This window comes from Nocardia sp. NPDC003726, assembly GCF_053586955.1.
Genome location: NZ_JBSFNF010000064.1, coordinates 1 through 1,454, shown reverse-complemented (window position 1 = coordinate 1,454; position 1,454 = coordinate 1). Strand labels below are relative to the sequence as shown.

Below are 1,454 nucleotides of genomic sequence, written 5' to 3'. Positions count from 1 at the left end.
AGGACTCTCAATGACCGTGTCAAGTCGCGGAGGCCACCGGTATCGGCGTGTCGAAGCTGAATTCGCGGCCGTCGCGCAGCAGTGCCCACAGGACATCGACCAGGCGGCGGGCCAGGGCTAGAAGGGCTTGGGTATGGATTTGTCGTTCACTGCGTTTGCGGTCGTAGAACCGCCGCGAGGGCCCGTTGTCGTAGCGCAGGCTGGACAGGGCGGCCATGTAGAACACCCTGCGCAGGCGCCGGTTGTAGCGTTTCGGCCGGTGCAGGTTGCCCGAGACCCGGCCCGAATCACGGGGAACGGGAACGAGGCCGGCGTAAGAGGCCAATCGTCCCGCGCTGGCGAAGTTGGCCAGGTCACCGCCGGTGCCGACGAGGAATTCCGCGCCCAGCCCCGGTCCCATCCCGGGCAGGGATTCGATGATGCGCGCCCACGGGTGCGCGCGGAATCGGGTGGTGATGAGTTTGTCGGTGTCCTTGATCTCGCGGTCGAGGTCCAACAGTTTGCGGGCGATGCGTTTGACCAGCATCGCGGTGTCGGCCTCGCCGGGCAGGGCCAGGGTCTGCCGCTGCGCGGCATCGACCGCGGCGACCGCGGTCTTGCCGATCCCCGGCTTCCAGGCGCCGTTGTCGGCGAGATATGTTGCGACACCGCCTATTCCGAAGTAACGGATCTCGGCGGGGGTGCACATCCCGGCGACCAGGATCAACGGCGTCCGGTTCGCGTAGTCGAACGCGGCCTCCAACGCCGGGAAGATCGACCCGAGCAGCGAACGCAGCCGGTTGATCCCGGCCACCCAATCGGACATGAGGTCGGTGCGGTAGCTGGTCAACTGGGTCAATCCGACCACCAGCTCGTCGGGCATCACGACCTGGCTCAGGTCGCGGCGCATGCGAGCGGTCTCGGCGATCACCTTCGCGTCCTTGGCATCGGTTTTCCCTTCGCCACGGAAGCCGTGGGTCATGGTGTTGACCACCCGACCCGGCACATACGTCACCGCCTGATCGGCACCCAGCAGGACAGTGATCAACAGCAACGCCATCGGGCTGGTCAGATCGATCGCCCACCGCACCCGGTCGGCGGACTGACCGGCGCGGGCGATCAACGCCTCGATCGCGGCCTGGTCGTTGCCGAGTTTCTGGCTGAACACCGTCTTGCCGGTCTCATCGACCGCACACGCGTGATGCGCCTGCTTGCCGACATCGATCCCGACCCATATCTCCGGGCGAATATTCACCCACGTGCTCCTGACTTCGCAGCTCACGCCCGTGGACAACCCCGCCGACAGATCCCTAAACAGCGACGACCCGCAACAAGCTCTCAATCAGCAGCCGGAGCGTCCAGCGCGGCGGGGCAGCCAGTCCTTTCCAGCCTCGCAAGAGACAAACACCCATCAGCTACACCCCACCGCTCTGGGCATCCAGGGCACCAACCCCAGACACCTACAAACTTAGGGA

Annotated in this window: 1 protein-coding gene; it reads right to left on the bottom strand. The window is 65.6% G+C overall.

Going from position 1 to position 1,454, the window contains the following annotated elements; all coding sequences use genetic code 11:
* Positions 1–19: 19 nt before the first annotated feature.
* Positions 20–1,234, bottom strand: a complete 1,215-nt coding sequence (locus tag ACWDMM_RS33760; RefSeq protein WP_357113207.1) for an IS110 family RNA-guided transposase — start codon at positions 1,232–1,234, stop codon at positions 20–22.
* Positions 1,235–1,454: the final 220 nt, after the last annotated feature.